This window comes from Alteromonas sp. ISO5 (genome assembly GCF_058105165.1).
On record NZ_CM176572.1, the window covers coordinates 739,648 to 759,278 of the forward strand.

Consider the following 19,631-nt stretch of genomic DNA (forward strand, 5'->3'; position numbering starts at 1 on the left):
ATTGCACAAAGTAGACAGATCTGTGTATTTTAAATAACACCACTTGAACGGTCGCTCAAAAGCGCCTCAGGTTTATCTACAGTTTCAATTTGGAGAAATGTTATGTCAGTGTCAGGTTTACATGTACCCGCTTCTATCGATGATGCACCAGCTGCTTCGCAAACCCCATTACAGGGCGTACTTAAGCAACTCGGTAGTGTGCCTAATTTATTTCGCATGATTGCGAATAGTCCAGCCGCCCTTAATGGTTACCTTGAAATGTCTCAGTCACTGAGCAAAGGCGTGCTGCCAGCCTCCGTCCGCGAAGCTATTGCGCTACTGGTTGCACAGCTCAACGAGTGTGATTATTGCCTGTCCGCGCACGCTTTTCTGGCCACGAATTTGGTTAAGGTGGAAGACAGTGAAATTACGGCTAATCGCAAAGGGCTGTCCCGGGATCGGCAAACGCAGGCGATATTGCAGTTTACCGGCGAAGTGGTTTCGCAGCGGGGTAAAGTTAGCCAGGACAACCTGGCAAAAGTGCGTGAAGCCGGTCTTAACGACGCAGAAATTGTTGAGGTGGTGCAGCATGTCGCACTGAATATCTTTACCAACTACCTCAATAATACCGGCCGTACTGAGGTTGATTTTCCTCTGGTTCACCCCGTTTAACACTGGCGAGGATACGCAGATGAACAACACCGAGCAAACTCGTCCGCCACTGCCGCCGTTCACGCTGGCAACGGCGACTGAAAAAGTGCGACTAGCCGAAGATGGCTGGAACAGCCGTGATCCGGTAAAGGTCGCCCAGGCTTACAGTATCGACACCCAATGGCGTAACCGTGCGGAGTTTATTCACGGCCGCGATCAGGCTGCTACGTTTCTTGCCCTCAAATGGGACAAAGAGCTTGAGTACAGATTGATCAAAGAACTGTGGGCCTTTACTGAAAACCGCATTGCAGTGCGTTATGCCTATGAATGGCGTGATGATTCGGCTAACTGGTTCCGCTCTTACGGCAATGAAAATTGGGAGTTCAACAACCAGGGCTTGATGGTTAACCGCCACGCCTCATTGAATGATCTGCCGATCACGTCGCAAGAGCGTTTATTTAAGTGGCCACTGGGACGACGTCCCGATGACCATCCGGGTTTGTCTCAACTGGGACTCTAGCCCCTTGTTGCGGGGCAACACTGCCCCGCTTGTTAAATTTTAATCGTTATAGCAAGCGTTGTAAGTATGGCATTCAACTTAGTTTGGTGCTCACAAACCCACGTTTTCTATACAGAACTGTTTACTTTTTAAGATAACGGCTGTCACGCTGTGATTCGTTTCCGTCTCTCAGCGCTGAGGTTATCTCAACACACCTGTAAACCGGTAAAAAGAGATATCACATGGACAATTTAAGCGGCATTCTTAATCAACATTCATTTGCGACTACCATTAATCACAGCGGCCCGCTGAGCGGCATTAAGCACTTTGGCCAGCATGGCCAGTTACACTTACTCGAGTCAGGCACCGTCCGGCTCAACCGATCAGGACAGCGTGAAATCCTGATGGATCGCCCTTCAGTAGTTTTGCTGCCTAAAGGCGCCTCGCATTATCTGGAATCGGTTGGCGAGAAACCGGCCAGACTCATCAGTGCCAGCGTTACATTTACCATTACCAGTTCGTCACTGCTGATCAACGCCTTGCCGGATATCGTGTATCTGCAGGTTTCACCGGAGTGCTCTTTGTCATGCACCGTGCAATGGTTATTCAATGAAGTCTTTGAGCAGCGTTTTGGCAAAGACATTATGATCAATAAACTCGGTGAAATTTTCATGTTGCAGGTACTGCGTCATGCCACCGAACAAGGCAGTTTGCATCAGGGGGCCATTGCCGCCCTCAATCATCCGCAAATGCGTAAAGTCATCGAAGCCATCCATAACGAACCGGGTCATCACTGGACACTGAATGAACTTGCAAGTATTGCCGCGATGTCCCGGTCCAAGTTTGCTGAATGTTTTAAAGCACTGGTAGAGCAAACGCCAAACAACTACATCACCGATCTGCGTCTGGCCGTTGCCCAACAACTGTTGAAGCACAACAAGCCGGTTAATTTTGTCGCCGGTGAAGTGGGCTACGAGCACGGATCGGCGCTGGTCAGGATTTTTAAGAAAAAACTGGGGGTTTCGCCACGCCAGTGGTTGCAACAAAGTCGCGGTAATCAGGCGTCAGTAGCGGGGGCGGTGGTTTAACGGCCTGTCGATTAAGAGGAATCAGATGGACAACATAGCCAATATCGTTAGACGGATTTCATTAAAAGCCGAGGTATTTTTCAGTGGCAAACTATGTGGGATCCAGTCGTTCAGCAACGACGAGAAAGGTCACCTGCACCTGCTAAAATCCGGTTGTTTAACCATTGTTATGAAAGATGGCAGTAAACGGGTTATCGACAAGCCATCAGTGATTTTTATACCAGGTCCGATTGAACACCGAATTCTGGCAGAACAGTCAGCCGGTGCTGAAATGGTCTGTGCCACGATCAGCATGGAATCGGCACATCAAAAGCTGCTGCTTGAGGCTTTCCCGCCGCTAATCACCCTGGCGCTGGATACCGAGCAATATATCGGGCAAACCGCACAGTGGCTGTTTGATGAAGCGTTTAGCCGTTCGGTAACTCGTGGCGTGATGATCGACAAGTTAAGCGAAATATTTCTGCTTCAGGTCCTGCGCTACATTCTGGAAAACAACCTGGCAAAAGGCGGGGTACTGGCAGCGTTGAGTCATCCGAAGATGGCAAAGGTGATCAGTACGATGCACAACCAGCCCGAGGTCAACTGGACTGTGGATTCACTGGCTGACATTGCGGCGATGTCGCGCTCCCGGTTTGCTGCCACGTTTAAAAGTGTGGTGGGTCTGACACCCAACGATTACTTAACCGATATTCGCATTGCGCTGGCTCAGGAAATGTTACAGGACAACAAGCCGGTAAACCTGGTGGCCAACCTGGTAGGTTACGAGCACGGCTCCGCGCTGGCCAGGCTATTTCGCAAGAAACTCGGCATCTCGCCTAAGCAATGGCTTAAGCAGCCTGCAACCGGTCACAATGAACCGCTTAAAACGGCACATCAGCTCGCCACGGATAAAAACGAATAGATACAAAGCGCAGACGATTGGTCGCTTTTGCCCGCGTTGGATCCCTTACAGTTATCTCAATGGCAACAGGCCAGAACTTATTGATTAGCTTATTAACGTAGGAAGACCATTGTGAAACCATTAGCCTTAATGTTTGGCCGCTTAAGTGCCATCGCCGCCAACCTGTTTACGCCCTTACAGTCAGTCCTCTCCGTAGCCGGACGACTCTATGTCTCCTGGGTGTTTTTTGCTTCAGGACTCACCAAAACCAATGACTGGGAAACCACCCTCTTTTTGTTTGAATACGAGTACCACGTGCCGCTACTCCCCTTCGCGCTGGCAGCTTGTCTGGCAACCATCGCCGAGCTGCTGCTACCGGTTTTAATCAGCCTTGGCATTGTCAGTCGGTTAAGTGCCCTGGGACTGGGCATTGTGAATGTTGTAGCCGTGATAAGCCTGGAAGAGATTGCGCCGGCCGCCTTGTATGGCCATGTTATCTGGGGACTCATTTTACTGCATATCACTGTTTGGGGGTCTGGTAAACTGTCGTTGGATCACGTTATTACCCGCCATAAAGCCCAGCCACTGGCGGTTAATCCCACCGTAGCGTGAGACATTTTTCTTGACCAAGCTGCATTTATCCGGTGAAACACCCCTACCCGGCGCTCCGTCTGTCACGTTAGACAGCGGAGACCGCTGCATTCCACAGCACTACCTGGCCTATGCCCATACTCGCCAGACCGTCGAACAGGTTATCCGTGATTGTTACTTCGACGATGATTACCTGATTATGGCTGGCGAGGACCAGCAGGGATTATTCATTCAGATTGGTGTTATCGGGTTCGATACTTACCGGCCACGCCGGCAGCAAACAAAACGTAAACTGGTGTATGGCCGACGGTGGCGAATCGAACCCCATTTTCCGACTTCTGAACTCATACAAACCATTTTTCTGGCTGTCAAAAAAGCCCGGGAACATGAAGTTCGCGAGCGCTTTAAACTCACTATCAACGGGCAGTTAAGCGCGCCGTTCAGCACCCATCAGGATTTACCTTTATTTGTCCGTCAGGCAGATGCCTTACGCCACCGGCAAAACGGCCAGGCACTGAGTCAGTTTCATAAGGAAGCCGTCGCCTTGTGCGAGCAATTGCGTTTTGACCACGCCGCGATCTCGATACTCAATATCGAACAACGCCATAATAGCCATCTGCTTGTTGATTTTGCACTGCGACCGACAGCTCATTCCGAGCTACCTGAAACACAGGTGACTACCGATACACTGCTACTTAAATCGCCCTCAGCTAACCAACTGCTGTTTTCCCTGATGGACTTATTGATTAAACGCAGCGATGACTGGGTAACCGAACACTTTACCTACCAGGGCATAGCGCGCTTTAGCCCCGCCTACTGTGCTGCCAGCCTGGCTAAACTGTCGCAGCAAACCCGACAACGCAGCAAAGAAGCCGGACTCAGTGAATTCTATCGCCGCTTAGCAGCACATAATGAATGTATCGATCGCGATCGTGCCCCCTTTGTTATCGGTCGTAAACTGCACGCCGACGTTGAGACCCGCCTGAGCAGACAGTGTGACATCGAGGGATTTATGCCGGCGCCAGCCGATGATGATTAGTCGCGACTTATCGCGCTTACTTTGCCAGGCAGATAGGGCGATATCCATTGTTTGGCAGCATCATCGGAGGCCTCTTCCCTGCCATTCACCCGGTATTGATAAATGACTTCACCATAAGAGGCACTGATAACCAGCTGCCTGCCGTCGTTCTCGCTTCTCTCATGGTGGTATCTTCGGGCATAAACCGTATGTTTTGTCCATCCGCACTGAGGCGTATTTGCTGCCTGGTATGTTTATCCGGCGCTTCAATTACAATGTTTACGTCCTAGACCGTTCACTATCTGGCGGTGACCCGGCAGCGTACATGCGGTAACAAGGAAACCTGAGAGGATAACCATCAGTATGCGGGCCCTGATAAGCATGATTATTCCTGATTGATGAAAATTGCTGCTGGCGCGGCGCCTGCTATTAATGCGCCGCCTGAGTATGCAGGGTGAGTAATGATACGGCAATTTGCTTGGCTACCTGGGCCGCATTGCGATTACTTGTGGTATGGGCATTAACAATTGCGCCATCCGTCAGCACGGCTAATTGCACCGCTAACTCATGGGGTTCGGCCAACGCCAACCCTGACATAAGCTCTTCAATATACTGGATCACCAGGCGCTTATGCATGGCACAAATTACATGCACGGGATGGTCCTGGCGCGGGTATTCGGCCGATGCATTAATAAACATACAGCCGGAAAACTGTTTTGAGGTGGTCCATTCTTCGATGGCATCAAAATAAGCCAGTACTCGGGCGAATGCCGGGTCGCCAGTTTGCTTAGATTCAAATTTCTTAACCCCGGCTTTGAGCATGGCCATAAATTCCTGATCACGGCGCTGCAAAGTGGCAATAACCAGCTCATCCTTGGATTTAAAATGGTTATACAGCGTGCGTTTGGCTACGCCGGCATGCTCAAGCACAGTATCGATACCCGTGCCTTTAATGCCTTCGCGATAAAACAGTTGCTGCGCGGTTTCAACCAAATGCTCCCGCTTGCTTTTACGGCCCTGCGTCATATTGCCACCTCATCAAGTATACAGACCAGTATACACCAATTACAGACAAACAAAAGGGCTTACTAGCGGCTACTTGCAAGGCTTAAGCGCCCATATAAACACACCGAAAAAGGCACACAATAACTCAGTATGGCCTTAATTAAATTAAACTCAGCCGCCCCCATCACCGCTTCGTACTGATTAATCAGTAACAGCACACTCCCCACTACGCCAGCCGTTTTTAGCGCTCCGGTTAACTCACTCCATGATGGCATTTTGCGCGCAGTAGTCATTAGTTTGTCAGCGCCTGTTCAATACCCTCAGGGTAACGATGGCCCCGGTACAGTATCTGCCCGCTCTGCGACACAATAACAAACACCGGTGTACCAAACACATGGTAAGCCTGACTAATCTGGCTTTCGTGATCAAAAGCCACCGGGAAGTGGATATCGTAGTCGCGCATATACTGCTGCGCTTTGGCTACTGAATCATTGATTCCCACATTCACTGCCAGCACATTGAGTTGCTCAGAAAATTGCTCATGCAGCGTTACGACCCTGGGCGTCGCCTTCTTACAATATGGACACCAGGTTGCCCAAAAGTACAGCAAAGTGGGTTTATCTGCGCGCGGTACCGGAAAATCAAAGGATTCACCATTCAGCCCGCTAAAGTGAAAATAAGGTGCCTGCTGCACAGCAGGTTTATGCTCCTGAGCCACAGTTGGCCCTGTAACGCCAAGCAGCAATAGAATAATGCCAATTAAACGGCTTTTGGTGTTTTGCATGATAACTCTACTTTTGAAACTAACATTTGTGATTGGTAAGACCGCGATCAACCTGATTTTCTTTCTACCCGGGAAATGCGCTAGAGTTGCATAGCAAACGATAAGCTAATGAAATCCAGCCCGGGATTGGGCTTTTTTACGCCGCCATTGGAATAGTGAAAATAGCGCAGAGCGACCCGGTACTGATGCTCACGACCAAACTCATAACCCAGTCCCAGGCGGTCTTCAAACTGGTAATGGGTACTGACATCTTTTCCGGCAAAGGCAGTATCATCAAGTAACGATAAGCCAATGCCAAACTCTCCAAAGAAGCGTCCTTGTGGACGATGAAAAAAGGTTTTATGCAGTACCGGCGACAAGGCTACGATAAAGTTAGTGTCATGTTGCCGCTCAACACCGTACTCCCAGAAATTGACACTGGTTTCCACATAAAAATACAGGTCATCTGTATACTCTGTCACAGCTTGCTGGTAATACTGGTAGGCCACTTTAATGCCTTCCACATCACCCTCTCCGCGCAGATAATCCACGGCCAAAGACGCCGCCTGAACGTGCAAAGACACAAACAGAGTGATGGCAACGGCCGCGATACTCCGTCCGAACCGCCGTAAGTTTAATAGTAAAGAGGTCACGTAAATCTCCGTTAATAGGGTTAAGTAAGTGACCGCAAGTGTAGAGTGCAATCTGCTGTTGAAATTGCCCGTCCGTATGGAAAACTTATCCATTAATCAGACAGCCGGGCACGCGTTGCCAACAGGCAAAAAAAAGGCGGTGTAGTGGAACACCGCCAAAAGCAGGAGACAATGATTGCCCCCGACAGGAGTCTTACAGGTGTCAGTTAAGGCCTGTCACCCATTCATTTCTCAGCGCTGAGGATAGCCATTGAGCAAAATCCAGCGTAGGATAAACATCAATCAGTGCCCCCAGCGTCATACCTTGCTGCACCCCCTCGAGCCACTGATACGCTTCGGCATGAATCACATTCACCTGGGTTGTCAGGCTACTCTGTGAAATGACGTAACAACCACTTTCCTCAGTATGCATAACAGCCTCCAGTTCAGCTTTACCCGGAGCACGCCCCGGCTGTTGAGAACGATGTAATTGCCATAGGCCAAACACAGGAAACCGACTGCTGACCAGCGTTAATGAAGGTTGCAAGCAGATCCTGATATCATCCGGTTCGCACTGTGTAAGACGAGTCAAGGTTTCGGCTTTCAGCGCCGCACACCGGCTTCGCGAAGCCCGATGAAAAGCCCATTCAAAACTGGCCACATCAGCCAGATAAGGATGCTCAGCGTGCAATTCGCTTTCTCGCAGCAATGCCGCCAGGGTTTTGCCCCAGTCTGCCCAGTCACCGCTGCAAGGCTTTTCATGCCCCAACAAACGACGGCCCAACACGTATAGTGCCTCCTCACCCAGCATGGTCGCCAACACCGGAAAAGTCACATTCAAACTGCGCACCGCGGTCATCTGCAGGTTTTGCTGATACACCCAAATCCCCGAATCATAAGCGCTGCCAGTAAAAGACATGATGTCGGCTAACATCGCTGTCTGATAATCTGCCACAGCATGTAAACGGCTACTCATTTGGCAACCTCTAATGTCACCATATCCATTCGCCACCGAGCCTGATGCGCTTCTTCCAGCAACTCTTGCCAGGAGGGTAAATTGTTATCCCATTCAATCAGGGTAGCGGCATGGGGAAACCGCTCATGGGCTTCGTGGAATAATGCCCAGCAGTCATCCGATACCGGCTGACCGTGATCGTCCACTATCAGCATTCCCGGCCCTACCTGAGAACTGCCGGCCAGGTGCAATTCCCTGACCGCGTTGGCTGGCAGTTGTGCCAGCCAATCACACGCCAGGGACAGTGGATTGCCATGGGAAAAATTCCGGTAATTAACCAGAATATTGTTTAAATCCACCAGCAAGCCACATTGGGTTCTCTCGGCGACCCGGGCCAGAAATTCTGCTTCACTGAAATCACCCTGTGCAAACGGCAGATAAGTTACTATATTTTCTACCAGCAATTGCCTGCCCAATGCCTGCTGCACGGTATCTATATTGGTACACAGGATATCCAGTGTGGGGTTATCAAACTTAAGCGGCAGAAGATCACCACTGTGTACCGGTTCCTGCCCCACTTCACCCCATGTAAAGCAGGCGTGATCGGAGACCAACACCGGATCCACCCGATTGACCAGTTGAGTAAACTTTTTCAGGTATTGGCCATTTATTCCGCTGGCTGAGCCTAATCCCATGGCAGTACCATGAATGCTCACCGCGTAATGTTCGGTAATTTGATCCAGTAACCGGCTTGCCGCACCACCTTCGGCAAAGAAGTTTTCGGCATGGATTTCGATAAAATCAAGCGCAGGTGATGGCTGCGATAAAGCCGCCGAATAGTGCTCGTGACGTAAACCAACCCCCACCGGAGCAGGGCTGATTGGAGCCTGACTAAGTGGTTTTAAAGCCGCCATCATTATTCCTCCGCTGCTGCAGGTTAACTGTTACGGCGCTTTTCAGCTTCGTAACGTTTTTTCGCTTCGGCTTTAAGCATGCCGCCCAGATCTTCGCAGCTTCCTTTGGCTACCAGTTTCCATTCGCCCGGGTCTTTATCCATAGTCGACTGACCAGCACAGCTGTGGGTGCCTGCCAGGTTACCACAGTCGTTCTGACCGGCGGCCGCGATGCCATAACATTTCTCTTTGCCAGCTGCTTGGACCGGTGCAGCCACCACTGAGGTTAAAGCCATCGCTAAGGCTGCCGCTGCAATCGTACGTTTGTTAGTCATAGTTATTACCTCTTTAAGCAACTAAATTAATATGTGAATCAATCCACTGAGTGAGCTCAGCGTAACTCCCCGATCCCACTTTGGTATCGAGCCGCTTTTCGTGATCAAGCAGGATGAGGGTCGGAACCGCCCGCACGCCGAGGCGGTGGGCCAGCTCAAAATCCTCTTCGGCATCTACCTTTACCACTCTCACGGTGCCGGCGTAGCCTTGCTCAATCATGTTGATGACCGGCGCAATCTGCTTACACGGGCCACACCATACGGCACTGAACCACAGCATCACCAACGGTTCAGGGTATTGATGACCGTTAGCCGTAATGACCTTAGTACCAGCATCCATTGCGCTTACTCCTCAGCGTTGGCGTCGGCAACCGATAAGGCTTCAATGCCATCCCAAACCCGGTAAGCGGTTTTCAGGTTTGCCGGTACATCTTCCAGCCATTTTTTCTGGACAGCCTTGTTGAGGTTGAGATACAGCTTGTCGTCTTCGATGTAGAAAGCATCAGGATCGACATCCAGCTTTTTATTAAGGGCCACACCCATTGCGCAGTAGCCGCCAAACTGAGGGGCGTATTTCGCCGCATTGGCTTTAAACATGTCGCGGTTTTTAGCACTGCTGAAGCGGTAAATAGCACCTTCATAAGTCGCGGTGTACTTAGCAGCGCCCTCAACCGCTTTATGCTGGGTAAAGTAAGCCACCGGGTCGTAGCCGTGAATGGCCACATCGTTTTCAGCAATATTTACCGCTGAAGCAAAGCTCAGACTGCTAAACAGAATAGAGCCAGCTAAACCAGCCATTTTGACGAATCGTGAAATTTTCATAGACGTTTCCTTAAACCAATAAAAAATTAAACAGGCAGATAGCAAAGCCGTTTATGTATTGCTTGCTCTCTGTGATACATAAGGTAAGGAAATTGACGAAGCGTAAGGAAACCGATGCGCCACAAATTGGCGCTATTCGTCCACGCCTTTATGTTTTAGTTGATCCCAAATGATCTAACCTGCGTTAACAGCAGCAACCCAGGGAAAAATCTAACAGGCAAATTCAATGTTTGGACTATTCAAGAAAGACCCGACAGCAAAACTGCGTAAGCAGCATTCCGCCCTACTCGAGAAGGCCATGCACGCCCAGCGTAATGGCGATATTAAAACCTATTCAATGCTCACTGCTGATGCAGAAGCGCTATGGCAAAAGATAGAGGAAACGGAGAAAACAAACTAAACCGGTTCACGCGGCCAGGTGATAAAAATAAAAAGGGCACACCGAAGTGTGCCCGCATTGCTGTTTTTACGGAGAACAAGCAATAAAAACTATTCCTTGAGGGATTGTGCGTAGTCTTTTGCCTGTTGTAACAGGCGCAGCACGTTATTCCCCCAAATATCAGCTAAATCTTCTTCGGTATAGCCCTCAGCCAGTAAGCGCTCGGTGATTTTGGGCAGAGCGGCCACATCCATCATGGTTTCAACCCCGCCACCGCCGTCCCAGTCGGCACCAACGCCAGTATGCTTTGGCCCGGCGACATCAAGGATATGAAGGAAATGCTCCATGTAATCCTCAAAGGTCGCTCTGACCGCAGGGTGTTCCATATCAATTTGCTTGCGCTTAGCCTTAAGCGCTGCAATTTCAGCTTCGCTCATTTGAGATAGGTTACCCATTTGCCGGAACAACTCGCCGTAGGCTTTAGCGCGCTCCGGGTCCTGAGGCAGCTCCTTCAGGTAAGAGCTATAGGCATTAACATGAATTACCCCACCACTTTCAACCAGCTTTTTAAGCAGGCTGTCGTCCACATTACGTGGGTGGTCATAAATTGTTTTGGTACCGGAGTGCGACAGGATCACCGGTGTTTTGGATAACTCAATCATGTCTTCCAACAGGTCATCGTGGGCGTGGGAGCCATCCAGAATAATGCCCAGCTCATTGGCCTTTTTCACCAGCTCTTTACCCAGCGGCGAAAGACCACCGTATTTCTGGCCATCGGGATCCGTAGAACTGTCACCAAACTGGTTATTTTTAAAATGGACCGGTCCTACCATACGCAGACCCATTTTATAAAAGGTCTCCAACAGACTCAGGTCTTCTCCCAGCGGATACGCATTTTCCATGCTGACATAGACAATCTTTTTGCCTTGCTCTGCAATCGCCTTAGCGTCTTCCGGTTCGGTTGCCAGCGCGAAAGTATCCGGATTAGCGGCAACCATTTTGTGAATCGCCATTGCGCGCAATAATGCGGTGTCGCGGGATGATTTAAATCCCGCTTCGGTCACTGGTCCCTGAGGGGTATAGATCACCCAAAAACCGCCATCCAGTCCACCGCTGTTCATGCGTGGTACATCGACCTGGGAGAAATCGTCAGCAACAGTGTGCGAATGCATAATGTCGAAACCTGGCTGCACTAATAGCGCAGGCGTATCGAGATGTGTATCCATAACCACCAACGAATCATGCAGTTTAGCCGCGTCGGCAGCCCCGAGAGCCGGACTGCATGAAGCAGCCACAGCTAACGCGCACAATGTTTGTTTAATTTTTGTTTTCATTAGAAGTCTACCGTCAGGGTTGCCTGGAAGGTGCGTGGGCTAAGCGGACGACCATAGGTCGAATCGGTAAAGCCAAAGGACATCACTTCTTTGTCGAACACGTTGTCGATATTAAAGCGAAGACGCATATTTTCAGGCATACCAAAGTTGTTAGGACCGCCGATGTCTACATAGGCCTGCGCCACCAGGTAGCTGTCCAGTTCAATAGATTCGGCGAAGTCGGTGTAGCGTTTGCCGGTGTATTTGGCTGAGAAGTTAGCCACCAGCCATTCGGTTGGTTCGTAGGTTACACCGCCGGTCATCAGCCACTCCGGACTATCCGGTAACTGATTGCCAGCCGGGTTACCTCCAAAGCCGTCCACCAGCTCGGCTTTTTTGTAAGAAAGGTTTGCGTTGAAGTACAGCTCGCGCTCAAACACTTCGGGCTGGAATACTCCGCTTAACTCAATCCCATAGGCCTTAGACGCGCCGGCATTAACATAAAAAGGTTCAGGCTGTCCCGTTGCCGGGTTCATTACACTGCTGGCAATTAAGCGATTGTCGAAGCGGGTATAGAATAAGGCAACTGCACCATTATAGGTTTCGCGGTTGGTTCTGAACCCAATTTCGTAGTTATCGGCCTCTTCCCCTTTAGGGGCCGGGGCATCAAACGGTACCGCGTTATCAAAGATATCATCGGTGCCGGCTGGCAACGCGTAGTTTTGCGCGAATGAGGCGAAGATCTGGTCGGTATCATTTAACCGGTATACCGCACCTACCATCGGCAGGAAGTTATCACTGTAATCCGCTTCAACCGACTGCGGACCGTAACCCGGCTGGCTGTTAATTTCGTAATCATCGTAATCGCGATAGCCATCCAGTGAGTAATCGATAGACAGCGATTTAAAGCCGACTTCCAACATCAGATTGTCATCCATCATGCTGAAATTGTCTTTTAAATACAGCTGTGTAGTATCACGCACTGCCGTGTAGTCACGACGGTAATAAGCGACCTCATCGGTAATCACATCACCGTCGGCACTACCACCGGTTTTATTCAGACGGGCCTGGGTGCGATTATAAGTGTCGTCTTCAATCCAGCCACCGAACTCAATTTTATGGTCGCCCATAAACCAGGTCAGGCCGGCAACTAAACCTTCACGTTCTCCGCCCACCGTGGATAAACCATACTGCACACCGCGTGGATGCACCACATCCAGTCCTGCTGCCACTTGCCGTTTATAAATACTCAACGTATTTTCATAAGTGTCTGGTGACACACCATAGCCGTTTTTGTCTTCATAATATGCGGTAACATCCAGCTTTATATCTTCGGTAAAATAGGTACCAAAACCCAATGAATAGAGTTTATCGTCGCGGATATTGATGCGATCTTCGTAATAAAGGGTACAACTATCCTTGCCAGTTGAACCAGTAAATACCGGTGTAAAATCCTCGTCATTAATCGTCCCATCACCATTAAAGTCATACACGCCAGGCTTGGGCTCAACACAGCCTTCAGGAATACTGCTCAAATAGCTGTAGTAGTAATCGTCAGCAAATTGAGACGCTGGTGCAGACGGTGAATCGTAGTCAAAGAAATCATTGGCAACATAGGTGGCACGGATGTAGCTGTCACCGAACTCATACAACGCTTTAGCTTCGATATGTTCCCGGTCAATCGTACCGGGGCCACGCCACAGGTCGCTGTCAGTTTTAGAGCGACTGACATACGCTCTGAAACCGTCGATATCGCCGGTTTCCAGTTTTACGAAGGTCCGTTGTAAGTCGAAATCACCCACAGTGACGGCCACCATGCCACCCATGTCTTCAGATGGACGAACGGTGCTGTAAGACGCAATAGGGCCCAGTGAAGCATAAGTTGGTGCCGAAACATCGCCGGCACCCGGTGAGGCGATAACGGCGCCAAGGTTTTCATTGTCGACATATCGGAAAATAGGACTCCCACCAAAAGCGTCTGAACGTCCCATGGGAATGCCATCCAGTACAAAACCCATCTGACTTAACTGGAAAGCCCGAACCTGTACCGAGTTACCAAATTCATAAAGACCCAGCGCGCCATCAGTTTGTACGTTAAATCCTGGCAAATTTTCCAACATCTTGAGACCTGAAATGCCTGACGGAGCAGAAAGAAGCTCATCGCGGGTAACGGCCAGGGTGTTGGTCGCTTCATCGGTACCTATGGCGATGTCGGTTTGTGAAATACGACGGCCAACGACGACGATTTTCTCTTCTTTTTGTGCTTCGGCTTCGTCACTGGTTTGTGCGCTGGCCTGAGCTCCAAGCATTAGCTGACCAATAACCCCACCAGCCAATAGGGTAAGTGAAAAAGTGTTGCTTGTGTGTTTTTGTGCCATATCGTTATTTTCTCAGTCTTGTTTCAGGGAGTTTGCATTCGAGACCGTGTTGTTGTTCTGCGCCCTTCCTTAGGCGGTATTCACACAAGCGTTTCAAACCCTGTACCAATTCACTGATTCGACGGCTATTTTGGGATAAATCACCCGATGCAACCGACAGTCTGCATAAGAGATATCGTATACCGTATCTTTAATACAATTACTTAACATTCTATTCCCGGGTAATAATCAGGACTGCACATTTTTTGTGACGAAAAACTGACCAGTTGCACCACTTTAGACGAAAATATAACAAGGTATAATTCGTTATCTATCACTTAAAATTCAAGTATAGTGATGAGAGCAACTGTTACCGCAACGCAACGTTTAATAGGGTCAGAATGAATAACACAAAACAGATGTCCACTGGTGTAAAGGTGTTTGCCTGGCTGATGGTGTTATGGAATGGCATTGGCGTGGCGGCATTTTTCAGTCAGATTATGATGACGCCGGAAATGATTGCCCAACTTCCTGAGGCGCAACAGGCGGTCTACAGGGATATCCCGGTATGGACATACAGCGCTTACGCCCTGGCCGTTTTTGGCGGCTTAATTGGCTCTGTTTTACTGGCGCTGGGCAAAAAAGCCGCTTTCCCGGTGTTGGTTATCTCGTTCGCCGGCGTGATTGTGCAGCAGTATTATAATTTTGTGGTGATTGATACCATCAGCATTATGGGCTGGGGCATTGTGGTAATGCCTGTTATCGTCACCAGTATATCGTTACTTGTGATGTTAATCAGCCAGCGAGGTGTTCGTTCTGGTTGGTTACACTAAAACAATAGAGAGTCTCATGCAGTATTCTGACCGGGCCAAAGCCATTACCCCATTTTATGCAATGGCCTTTGGCGAGAAAGCCACGGCGCTTGAGAACGCCGGACACAGCGTTATTCGTTTAAACATTGGTGAACCCGACTTTGGTGCTCCGCCAGCGGTTCAACAAGCCATGCAGCAGGCCGTTGCAGAAAATCAGTTACCCTACACCGGTGCACTTGGCGACTATCGTCTGCGTGAAGCTATTGCAGGGTTTTACCAGACCCGGCACGGGCTGGAAATCGATCCGCAACGGGTAGTGGTAACCGCTGGTGCCTCAGCGGCGCTGCTACTGGTATGTGCCGCACTGGTAAACCCAGGTGATGAAGTGATGGTAGGCGATCCCTCTTATCCCTGTAATCGTCAGTTTGTCACCACGTTCGGCGGTAAAGTCAACCTGGTACCCACGTCGGCGTCCGATCGCTTTCAGTTAACTCCTGCGCTGGTTGAAAAGCACTGGCATAAGACGATCCGGGCGCTGATGATTGCCACGCCTTCAAACCCCACTGGAACAGCAGTATCTGCCAACGATCTCGCGCAAATGTGCGAGTTTGCCAAAGCCCGTGGTGCATGGCGCATAATCGATGAAATTTATTTAAATCTGAGTGACGATACCAACGGTCCGCCGCAGTCGGCGCTGTCGTTTGATAACGACGCTATTATTATCAACAGTTTTTCAAAATACTTTGGCATGACCGGCTGGCGGCTAGGCTGGATGATCGTACCGGACGACATGGTGGCAGTGATCGAGCGACTGGCGCAAAACTTATATATTTGCCCCTCCACACCGGCCCAACTTGCGGCTTTAGCCTGCTTTACGCCATCAACGTTGGCGCTTTGTGAACAAAGGCGGCAATCCTTGTTATCACGGCGTAAAATTGTTCTGCAAGGCCTGGCTGACGCCGACCTAAACGTTCCGGTCAAGCCTGACGGTGCATTTTATGTCTATATCGATGTTAGCCAGACAGGTATGTCAGCCATGGAATTTTGTGACCGCTTACTTAATGAAGCCCATGTTGCTATGACACCCGGCAATGATTTTGGTGTGGTTGGTGACCGTCAGTATGTCAGGCTGTCTTACGCCACGTCGGAAGCGCTGTTGCATGAAAGTCTGGCGAGGATCAAAGCATTTACGCACAAATTGAAACAACTCTAATCCACAGAAGGGATTGAAATAAGCCCCTCATCAGGGTCTACTGGTAGAGAAAGCAATTATAATTAACCACTATCCAGGGACTTACACCATGAAACGACTCTTTTTACTCAGTGCGGTGGCGCTTGCGCTGACCGCCTGTTCCGAAGCACCACAAACCAATACAGCTTCACAACCTGCCACCACGGCCGAGAGCGCCCAGCTTAGTGAATCTGAACGGTTGAATGCCTGGTTTGAAGAGAAATACGAACAACAGTTGCAGTTTTCTCCGCTGATGATGACCCGCCTTGGCCGCAAGGATCTCTACGACCAGATTGATGACATGTCGGAGCAAGGTCAGGAAAAACGGCTGCAATGGATGGCTGCAACCGTTGACGAACTGACAGCTAATTTTGATTACAGCAAGTTAGATGAAGACACCAAAATATCCTACGACATCTGGATGTTTCAGTTTGAGCAAGCCAAAAAACAGGCTGAGTTCCGCCGCCGTACCTACGTACTCACGCAAATGAATGGTATGCAGTCCATGCTGCCAACCCTGCTGATCAATTATCACAAAGTCGCCGATGCCTCGGATATGGACGCCTATATTTCAAGGCTGGAAGGCGTTGGCCGGGCCGTTGAGCAATTAACCAGCCGGGTTGCCATTAATGCAGATGAAGGCGTTAAAGCACCGTACTTTGCCTACGAGGGCGTTATCAAACAAAGCAAAGCGATTATTTCAGGCAAGCCTTTTGAACCTGACAGCGACCAGGACTCCTCGTTGCTGGCGGATGTGAAAACCAAGGTGGCAGCCCTTGAGGAAAGTGGCGAGATCACAACAGAACAAGCGGCAACCTTTATTGAGGAAGCCGAGACCGCACTGCTCGATAAAGTCATGCCGTCCTATGGCAAACTGATTAGCTGGTTTGAAAATGACCTGCCTAACATTTCCCGCCAGGCAACGGGAGCATCGGCTCTCCCTCAGGGCGAAGCTTATTACAACTCGGCCCTGGCATTACGAACCACTACCGATTTAACTGCCGATGAAATTCATCAGATTGGTTTAAACGAAGTAGACCGTATTCTGGCTGAAATGGAAAAAATTAAGCAGGCAGAAGGCTTCGATGGCACATTAAAAGAGTTCTTTGCCTACATTAAATCGGATAACACCGATGAACGCTTCTATTATCCGAATACGGACGAAGGACGACAGGCTTACCTTGACGATGCAACCGCCTTTCTGGAGAACATTGCCGAAAAATTACCGGAGTTTTTCGGTATTCTGCCTAAAGCCGATTTGGTCGTGAAGCGGGTAGAGCCCTATCGCGAGCAGGCTGGCGCCCCTCAGCATTACTTTGCGGGGTCGCCAGATGGCAGCACACCGGGTGTGTACTATGCCCACCTGATAGACATGACAACCATGCCTAAGAACGAAATGGAGGCGATTGCCTACCACGAAGGCAACCCCGGTCACCATATGCAAATATCCATTGCTCAGGAACTGGAAGGCGTGCCTAAATTCAGAACCACGTCGTTTTTTAATAGCTATGTCGAAGGCTGGGCGTTGTATGCGGAGCTGATCGCCAAGGAAATGGGCGGCTATCAGAACCCCATGTCTGATTTCGGCCGCTTAGTCTCTGAAATGTGGCGCGCGATCCGTCTGGTGGTAGATACCGGCATCCATGCCAAAGGCTGGACAGAAGAACAGGCAAACCAATTCTTTAAAGATAACTCGCCCATTTCTGATGGCGCGATAAAAGCCGAAGTTCAGCGCTATTTTGTTTGGCCTGGTCAGGCCACTTCCTACAAAATTGGCATGCTGAAAATTCTCGAGCTACGCGAGAAAGCCGAAACCGAGCTGGGCGAAAAATTTGATATCCGCGCTTTCCACGATGTGATCCTCGGCAGCGGCGCAGTGCCGCTTACTATTTTAGAACGTATGGTAGATAACTGGATTGCTAAAGAAAAAGCCGCTTAATTTCGTAGCAGCGGTAATAAAGCCGGCGTAGTTTGCCGGCTTTATTACCGCTACACTGGAAGTGGCAACCATTAATTGTTTAACCATGCCAGATTGCAATCCCCACGCGCCAGCAACAACCCCTTTCGCTTAGAATTTTAATAAAAAGGCGGTATACCCATAAACGGTGTCGTCCGGGTAATCGCCTTGGGCAAACGCATCACCTTTGGCCATATATGCGCCACCAAGTTCAAGGCGGAAGTTAGGCAGCAACTGGTGACGCCAGCGAAATTCAACCTGATTACCAATATCACTGGCACTCCCCACCGGGGTTTGCTGGTAGCTGAAATTTAAATACCGAATCAGCAGGTTATCTTTGTTGGTAAATTTACTCACCATTTTAAGACCCAGTGATACCAGGTTACGTCGCGGCATGGTGCGGTACACTTCCGTTGGTCCGAAGTCGAAGCGACGTACACCGTACAGCGTGTCGAAGTTAGTATTTTTACCATCGCTGCTATTGTTATCACCACTGATTAAATCAACGATGGCCTGTAGGGAAGTATCCTCGGTAACCATCTGACCAAACGCGCCGTGGAATAACCAGGCTTGGTGGTCGATTTCGGTGACATCACTGGGCGACGTTGACTGATGACGGGTACCGGATTGCACAATGACCTCTGCATCGGCACGCCATTTGGTGTCTTTCGGTAAGGTGTAGTGCGCACTAACAGTTAAAAATTCGCGGTTGGCAGTATTCAATCCCGGACCATCTTCTTCGTCAAACCAGTAAGTTTGCAGTTGCCAGGTTTTATTGGCAGAACTTGCATAGACACCGTAAATAGCCCGTTCTGAATACGACTTATCAAAGCCCCGCTCATTAGCATCGATACTTGCTGCATCGCCGGGTAAGCGAGTCACCGGCAGTAAATAAACGCCCTGCACATTCCAATCGTTCCATTGCCATTCACTCACCACACCATCGAAGGTGTTCATGGCATTACGAAAATACCCGCTGGAAATCACCCGACGGCTACCAAAGTCAAGCATAAACCGCCCAACACTGAGCTTCTGCATGTTCAGGGCACCGTCATGTTGACTATTACCAAGCCATGAGAAATTAAACTGCACAGGCTCCAGAGTGTTGACCTGCGAACGACCAAGGGTAGGATCGTCATTGTCCAGATATACCCGGGAATCGGCTAACTCGCCGACGGCTTCGAACTGCGACCATTTCATTACCGTTTTTACCTGCAACTTTGAGGAGACGCGCTGGTTATGCTGATTGAAGCGGTCGTCGGTAGTCGGGAATAACGGATTAGTGATATTTTCATAACGTAAGGCCCACTGCCCTGACACATCAAAAGTGGGCGACTCAGCCAACACTAATGGTGGCAGGAGTGAAGCAGCGCAGGCCACACTGAGCATGCTGGCAAATTTTACATACAGTGATTTCATAGGTGTCTCCGGTTTCTCTCACCTGGGAATTTAGAACGTAGGTTTTGATGTG

At 49.7% G+C, this 19,631-nt stretch carries 22 protein-coding genes; 10 read left to right on the top strand and 12 right to left on the bottom strand.

All coding sequences use genetic code 11. The features are described 5' to 3' along the window. The first annotated feature begins 102 nt into the window (after window positions 1–102). The 6 genes from AC2T0J_RS03265 to AC2T0J_RS03290 all read left to right on the top strand — a co-directional run bounded on the left by AC2T0J_RS03265 (window position 103) and on the right by AC2T0J_RS03290 (window position 4,727). Complete coding sequence (locus AC2T0J_RS03265; protein ID WP_489808751.1) at window positions 103–651, top strand: carboxymuconolactone decarboxylase family protein; 549 nt, start codon at window positions 103–105, stop codon at window positions 649–651. Window positions 652–670: 19 nt separating this feature from the next. Then, window positions 671–1,150 (top strand): nuclear transport factor 2 family protein, encoded by a 480-nt coding sequence (locus AC2T0J_RS03270; protein WP_489808752.1) that lies wholly within the window; start codon window positions 671–673, stop codon window positions 1,148–1,150. A 221-nt stretch (window positions 1,151–1,371) separates the two neighbouring features. Then, window positions 1,372–2,217 (top strand): helix-turn-helix domain-containing protein, encoded by an 846-nt coding sequence (locus AC2T0J_RS03275; protein WP_489808753.1) that lies wholly within the window; start codon window positions 1,372–1,374, stop codon window positions 2,215–2,217. Between the two features lie 25 nt (window positions 2,218–2,242). Continuing rightward, window positions 2,243–3,118: an AraC family transcriptional regulator gene (locus AC2T0J_RS03280; RefSeq protein WP_489808754.1), complete on the top strand. Its 876-nt coding sequence runs from the start codon at window positions 2,243–2,245 to the stop codon at window positions 3,116–3,118. A 111-nt stretch (window positions 3,119–3,229) separates the two neighbouring features. Next, entirely contained in the window at window positions 3,230–3,709 is a 480-nt protein-coding gene (locus tag AC2T0J_RS03285) for a DoxX family protein (RefSeq protein WP_489808755.1), read from the top strand. A 10-nt stretch (window positions 3,710–3,719) separates the two neighbouring features. Then, window positions 3,720–4,727, top strand: a complete 1,008-nt coding sequence (locus tag AC2T0J_RS03290; protein ID WP_489808756.1) for a hypothetical protein — start codon at window positions 3,720–3,722, stop codon at window positions 4,725–4,727. Window positions 4,728–5,135: 408 nt separating this feature from the next. Here AC2T0J_RS03290 and AC2T0J_RS03295 read toward each other — a convergent pair whose 3' ends face one another. The 9 genes from AC2T0J_RS03295 to AC2T0J_RS03335 all read right to left on the bottom strand — a co-directional run bounded on the left by AC2T0J_RS03295 (window position 5,136) and on the right by AC2T0J_RS03335 (window position 10,111). After that, window positions 5,136–5,732, bottom strand: coding sequence for a TetR/AcrR family transcriptional regulator (locus AC2T0J_RS03295; RefSeq protein WP_489808757.1), 597 nt, complete (start codon window positions 5,730–5,732; stop codon window positions 5,136–5,138). A gap of 62 nt (window positions 5,733–5,794) precedes the next feature. After that, entirely contained in the window at window positions 5,795–6,004 is a 210-nt protein-coding gene (nrtS, locus tag AC2T0J_RS03300) for a nitrate/nitrite transporter NrtS (RefSeq protein WP_489808758.1), read from the bottom strand. Beyond that, window positions 6,004–6,495: a TlpA family protein disulfide reductase gene (locus AC2T0J_RS03305; protein WP_489808759.1), complete on the bottom strand. Its 492-nt coding sequence runs from the start codon at window positions 6,493–6,495 to the stop codon at window positions 6,004–6,006. Before AC2T0J_RS03305 ends, nrtS begins: the two co-directional genes overlap by 1 nt. Window positions 6,496–6,575: 80 nt before the next feature. After that, window positions 6,576–7,127 carry an acyloxyacyl hydrolase gene (locus AC2T0J_RS03310; RefSeq protein WP_489808760.1) on the bottom strand — a complete coding sequence of 184 codons (552 nt, stop codon included), beginning with the start codon at window positions 7,125–7,127 and terminating at the stop codon, window positions 6,576–6,578. 202 nt (window positions 7,128–7,329) lie between these two features. Beyond that, a complete protein-coding gene (locus AC2T0J_RS03315; RefSeq protein ID WP_489808761.1) occupies window positions 7,330–8,082 on the bottom strand; it encodes an HvfC/BufC family peptide modification chaperone in 753 nt (250 codons plus the stop codon). Next, window positions 8,079–8,978, bottom strand: coding sequence for an MbnB/TglH/ChrH family RiPP precursor modification enzyme (locus tag AC2T0J_RS03320; protein ID WP_489808762.1), 900 nt, complete (start codon window positions 8,976–8,978; stop codon window positions 8,079–8,081). The genes AC2T0J_RS03315 and AC2T0J_RS03320 overlap by 4 nt, the downstream gene beginning before the upstream one ends. Window positions 8,979–8,998: 20 nt before the next feature. Next, the gene (locus AC2T0J_RS03325; RefSeq protein ID WP_489808763.1) at window positions 8,999–9,289 is read right to left on the bottom strand and encodes a BufA1 family periplasmic bufferin-type metallophore; all 291 of its coding nucleotides are present in this window, start codon (window positions 9,287–9,289) and stop codon (window positions 8,999–9,001) included. Between the two features lie 13 nt (window positions 9,290–9,302). Next, complete coding sequence (locus tag AC2T0J_RS03330; protein ID WP_489808764.1) at window positions 9,303–9,629, bottom strand: thioredoxin family protein; 327 nt, start codon at window positions 9,627–9,629, stop codon at window positions 9,303–9,305. A 5-nt stretch (window positions 9,630–9,634) separates the two neighbouring features. Further along, the gene (locus AC2T0J_RS03335; RefSeq protein WP_489808765.1) at window positions 9,635–10,111 is read right to left on the bottom strand and encodes a YHS domain-containing (seleno)protein; all 477 of its coding nucleotides are present in this window, start codon (window positions 10,109–10,111) and stop codon (window positions 9,635–9,637) included. A gap of 226 nt (window positions 10,112–10,337) precedes the next feature. Between AC2T0J_RS03335 and AC2T0J_RS03340 the strand changes: the two genes are divergently transcribed. Further along, window positions 10,338–10,511, top strand: coding sequence for a DUF6435 family protein (locus AC2T0J_RS03340; RefSeq protein ID WP_489808766.1), 174 nt, complete (start codon window positions 10,338–10,340; stop codon window positions 10,509–10,511). Window positions 10,512–10,600: 89 nt separating this feature from the next. Here AC2T0J_RS03340 and AC2T0J_RS03345 read toward each other — a convergent pair whose 3' ends face one another. Next, window positions 10,601–11,824 carry a dipeptidase gene (locus tag AC2T0J_RS03345; protein ID WP_489808767.1) on the bottom strand — a complete coding sequence of 408 codons (1,224 nt, stop codon included), beginning with the start codon at window positions 11,822–11,824 and terminating at the stop codon, window positions 10,601–10,603. Then, window positions 11,824–14,181: a TonB-dependent receptor gene (locus AC2T0J_RS03350; protein WP_489808768.1), complete on the bottom strand. Its 2,358-nt coding sequence runs from the start codon at window positions 14,179–14,181 to the stop codon at window positions 11,824–11,826. The genes AC2T0J_RS03345 and AC2T0J_RS03350 overlap by 1 nt, the downstream gene beginning before the upstream one ends. A 380-nt stretch (window positions 14,182–14,561) precedes the next feature. Here AC2T0J_RS03350 and AC2T0J_RS03355 point away from each other — a divergent pair, with 380 nt between their 5' ends. The 3 genes from AC2T0J_RS03355 (at window position 14,562) to AC2T0J_RS03365 (ending at window position 18,142) form a co-directional block, all read left to right on the top strand. After that, window positions 14,562–14,993: a hypothetical protein gene (locus AC2T0J_RS03355; protein WP_489808769.1), complete on the top strand. Its 432-nt coding sequence runs from the start codon at window positions 14,562–14,564 to the stop codon at window positions 14,991–14,993. A 16-nt stretch (window positions 14,994–15,009) separates the two neighbouring features. Further along, the gene (locus tag AC2T0J_RS03360) at window positions 15,010–16,185 is read left to right on the top strand and encodes a pyridoxal phosphate-dependent aminotransferase (RefSeq protein WP_489808770.1); all 1,176 of its coding nucleotides are present in this window, start codon (window positions 15,010–15,012) and stop codon (window positions 16,183–16,185) included. Window positions 16,186–16,273: 88 nt separating this feature from the next. Next, window positions 16,274–18,142, top strand: a complete 1,869-nt coding sequence (locus AC2T0J_RS03365; RefSeq protein ID WP_489808771.1) for a DUF885 domain-containing protein — start codon at window positions 16,274–16,276, stop codon at window positions 18,140–18,142. Between the two features lie 129 nt (window positions 18,143–18,271). Here the strand turns inward: AC2T0J_RS03365 and AC2T0J_RS03370 are convergent, their stop codons facing one another. After that, complete coding sequence (locus AC2T0J_RS03370; protein WP_489808772.1) at window positions 18,272–19,579, bottom strand: alginate export family protein; 1,308 nt, start codon at window positions 19,577–19,579, stop codon at window positions 18,272–18,274. Between the last annotated feature and the right edge of the window lie 52 nt (window positions 19,580–19,631).